The sequence below is a fragment of the Neobacillus drentensis genome (assembly GCF_036962765.1).
Classification (GTDB): Bacteria; Bacillota; Bacilli; order Bacillales; family Cytobacillaceae; genus Neobacillus; species Neobacillus drentensis_C.
Genome location: NZ_JBALOS010000339.1, coordinates 1 through 4,084, shown reverse-complemented (window position 1 = coordinate 4,084; position 4,084 = coordinate 1). Strand labels below are relative to the sequence as shown.

Annotated in this window: 4 protein-coding genes; 2 read left to right on the top strand and 2 right to left on the bottom strand. The window is 35.7% G+C overall.

The genetic code is table 11. The features are described from left to right. Both V7137_RS28875 and htpG read left to right on the top strand, forming a co-directional pair. Window positions 1-972 (top strand): DUF3231 family protein (locus V7137_RS28875; protein ID WP_335701246.1); only part of this gene is annotated, 972 nt, incomplete at its 5' end. A 313-nt stretch (window positions 973-1,285) separates the two neighbouring features. Further along, a complete protein-coding gene (htpG, locus tag V7137_RS28870) occupies window positions 1,286-3,166 on the top strand; it encodes a molecular chaperone HtpG (RefSeq protein ID WP_335701245.1) in 1,881 nt (626 codons plus the stop codon). A 234-nt stretch (window positions 3,167-3,400) separates the two neighbouring features. On the opposite strand, the gene V7137_RS28865 is transcribed toward htpG, so the two are convergent. Further along, a complete protein-coding gene (locus V7137_RS28865) occupies window positions 3,401-3,625 on the bottom strand; it encodes a helix-turn-helix domain-containing protein (protein ID WP_335701244.1) in 225 nt (74 codons plus the stop codon). A gap of 10 nt (window positions 3,626-3,635) precedes the next feature. Then, window positions 3,636-4,084 (bottom strand): DUF2975 domain-containing protein (locus V7137_RS28860; RefSeq protein ID WP_335701243.1); only part of this gene is annotated, 449 nt, incomplete at its 5' end.

The following is a 4,084-nucleotide window of genomic DNA, read 5'->3' as shown; positions in this document are numbered from 1 at the left end:
ATATCAATGTTATGGAGTACATACATTGGTGATTCAATGGCTATTTGTATTCTTACTCATTTTTTACAAACTACCGAAGATCAAGACATTAAACCGATTATTGAATTCGCCCTAAAATCGGCGCATGACCATATCCATCAAATATCAGAATTATATAAATTAGAAGGGATTCCTCTTCCGAACGGCTTTGGAAAACAGGATGTAAATATACAGGCAAAAAAACTCTTTTCGGATGTAACGTATATGCGTTACCTCCATCATATGGGGAGAACGGGATTGAATACATATAGCTTGGCTAAATCCATTTCCTCAAGAGAAGATGTTCGTAACTTATTCAAGCTGTTTTATGCCCAAACGGAAACACTTTATGACAGAAATACAAAAATGATGCAGGAAAAAGGCGTGTTTATCCGTTCTCCATACCTTTCCTATCCTGAAAAGGTCGAATATATTACGGACAAATCGTTTCTTGGAGGTCTAATAGGTCACCGTCGTCCACTGATTTCAATGGAAGTTGCCCATTGTGGCATTAACATTGAGGTGGCAAACGTAGGTAAAACGATGCTTTTAGGATTTAGTCAAGTTGCTCAATCCAAAAAAATAAGTGACTATTTTAAAGAGGGTTATGATCTAGGGAAGAAAATGGTGGAAGATTTTATGATAAAATTAAAAGAGGATGACAATTCTTATCCTTCTACCTGGGATTCAACTATTACAAGTAGCACGGAAGCTCCATTTTCTGATAAATTGATGTTATTTCATACGAATGCACAAAGTGCTATTGGTATTGGGGACTTCGGTCTTGCCATTGCCGCCTCACTTCGTAAAGATTTAGCCCTACTATATGAAAAATACCTTCTAAAGGTGGCTGCATATGCGGAAGAGGGAGCAAAAATTATGATCGATCATGGATGGTTTGAAAAACCTCCTCAATCGTTAGACAGAGAAGCAATTCGAAATCAAAATAAATAATAGTAATAAGATTGATATCACTTGAACAAAACACTGTGAAAGAAGGATTATTTTACTTAAGTCAAAATAATCCTTCTTTTTTCATGCTTCATGAAATGGCGCTCATTTTATTATCCTTCTTAGAGTGTTATTTTTAGAATAAAAAACACCAACATATTGACACGTTAACTAAGAATATGATATTAAAATATATGATATTAGCACTCAGGTGGATGGAGTGCTAATATGGTGCTGATTTACTTTTTTGACAATCTAAATCAGTAACTACATAAATCGTTTATTCACATTTTTAGAATGGAAAGGGGATTTTTCTATGTCGAAGAAACAGTTTAAAGCAGAATCGAAACGATTACTAGAAATGATGATTAACTCCATCTATACTCACAAAGAGGTATTTTTACGAGAGTTACTATCAAATGCTAGTGATGCGATTGATAAAATCTATTACAAAGCATTAACGGACGATGCATTAAGTTTCGATAAGGACAACTATTTTATTAAATTGATTCCTGACCAAGAAAACCGAACATTGAAGATCCTGGACACTGGAATTGGTATGACAAAACATGAATTGGAAACGAATCTTGGGACGATTGCCAAAAGTGGTTCCCTTGCCTTTAAAAAGGAAAACGAAATTAAAGATGGCTATGACATTATCGGTCAGTTCGGGGTAGGATTTTATGCTGCATTCATGGTGGCTGACGTCGTTACCGTCATTAGTAAAGCATTAGGCAGTGATGAGGCCTATAAATGGGAATCCACAGGTGCGGATGGATATACGTTAGATCCTGTTGAAAAAGAAACAGTCGGTACTGAAATTATTTTAAAGATGAAAGAAAATACAGAAGATGAAAACTATGATGAGTATATACAGGAATATCGCTTAAAATCTATCATTAAGAAATACTCTGATTTCATCCGTTATCCGATCAAAATGGATGTTACCAGTAGAAGACTTAAGGACGGCAGTGAGTCCGACTATGAGGACTACCAGGAAGAACAAATTATCAATAGTATGATTCCGATTTGGAAGAAAAATAAGAGCGAGCTTACAGATGAAGATTACGAGAACTTCTATTCTGAAAAACGCTACGGTTTTGACAAGCCTATAAAACATATTCATATCAGTGTCGAAGGCTCAATCAGATACAATGCAATTCTTTATATCCCAGAAAAAACACCGTTCGACTTCTATTCGAAAGAATTTGAAAAGGGCTTAGAACTCTATTCTAACGGGGTTCTGATCATGGAAAAGTGTGCGGACCTGCTGCCTGATCATTTCAGTTTCGTAAAAGGCATGGTTGATTCCGAGGATTTATCGCTTAACATTTCAAGGGAAATGCTCCAGCATGATCGCCAATTGAAACTGATTGCTAAAAACATTAACAAAAACATCAAAAGTGAATTACTAGGTCTTTTAAGGAAAGACCGTGAAAAATATGAAAAGTTTTATCAAGCCTTTGGTCGTCAGTTAAAGTACGGAGTTTATAGTGACTTTGGCGCCAATAAAGAATTACTACAGGACTTAATAATGTTCTACTCATCCAAAGAAAAGAACCTCGTTACGCTGGATGAATATGTTTCAAGAATGCCTGAAGATCAAAAATATATTTATTACGCATCAGGTGAATCGATTGATCGTATTGAAAAATTACCACAGGCAGAATTTGTTTCTGAAAAAGGATACGAAATTCTTTACTTCACTGAGGATATCGATGAGTTCGCGATCAAAATGTTAATGACCTACAAAGAGAAAGAATTCAAATCAATCTCAAGCGGTGATTTAGGTATTGATGGGGAAGATAACAAAGATGTTTCCGAATCCATTGAGCAGGAAAACAAGGAACTCTTTGACTATATGAAAAACATTTTAGCGGATAAAGTGAAGGATGTAAGGATTTCAAAAAGACTGAAGTCCCACCCAGTCTGCCTGGCCGCTGAAGGGGATATCTCCATTGAAATGGAAAAAATTCTTGCCGCCATGCCTGATAATCAAAATGTCAAAGCGGACAAGGTGTTAGAAATTAATAAAAACCACGAAGTCTTCAAATCCTTAAAAGAAGCCTTTGAACATGATAAAGATAAATTAGATCTTTATACCAAGTTATTATACAATCAAGCCCTTCTAATTGAAGGCTTACCAATCAGTGACCCTGTTGAATTTACAAATGATATTTGTAAAATAATGGTCTAGTCTAAATATCAATCTTGGAGCCGTCCTCACACTAGAATGAGGGCGGTTTTTTTATGTAGGAGAAGGAAGTCTTAGCTAATGCCTATTAGTATGTAAGACAAGATGATTCCTCTAAAAACGTCTTTTTTCTCATCGAAAACCTCAAAGTAATTCACTAAAAAAACGCTGTTGATTCTAACTTCAACAGCGTTTATTTGTAAACTAAAGTTTGTCGTTAGTGAGGAGATTTGTTGTCTATGATTCATGAGTGTCTTCGTCACTTTTGTATTCTAAAATATCTCCAGGTTGACATTCTAAGGCCTTACAAATAGCCTCTAAAGTTGATAATCGAATGGCTTTTGCCTTTCCATTTTTCAATATAGAAAGATTGGCCATCGTTATTCCAACCCTCTCCGAAAGTTCAGTCACGCTCATTTTCCTTTTAGCCAGCATCACATCAATATTGATTATAATTGCCATTGTTTTCACCTCAGACTATTAAGTCATTTTCCGATTTTATATCAATCGCCTCTTTTAAAAGCATTTGAAGAACAGCAGCAAAGACTGCGATAACCATTGAAGCAAAAATCAAGACCAATCCGATTATTATGATACCTGGGGCATCGTCTGCCTCCGCCACGAGATAGAAAAGGGGCATTCCTAACACAAACAGGCTGCTGATTGTAATTGCGCATTTTTTAATATTCATTAAAGCCTTTACAGACAATTCCGAGAAAGCTTTTTGCTTGTCAATATAGCCTAAAAGTTTAAAAGCTTGATACAGAGCAAAATAAAAAGGTATCGCTGCTACATACAAATCGATAAAAACGAGATATTTTATATAAGCATGTTCTGGATACAATTCTGCAGCAAAATTCGCTATCTCAGGCACCAAAAAAATACACAAGGCAAGAACTGGGATTCCCATAAGAATAACAG

Coding starts and splice junctions, on each gene's coding strand:
- V7137_RS28865 (WP_335701244.1), bottom strand. CDS start 3,625: ATGGCAATTATAATCAATATTGATGTGATGCTGGCTAAAAGGAAAATG.
- htpG (WP_335701245.1), top strand. CDS start 1,286: ATGTCGAAGAAACAGTTTAAAGCAGAATCGAAACGATTACTAGAAATG.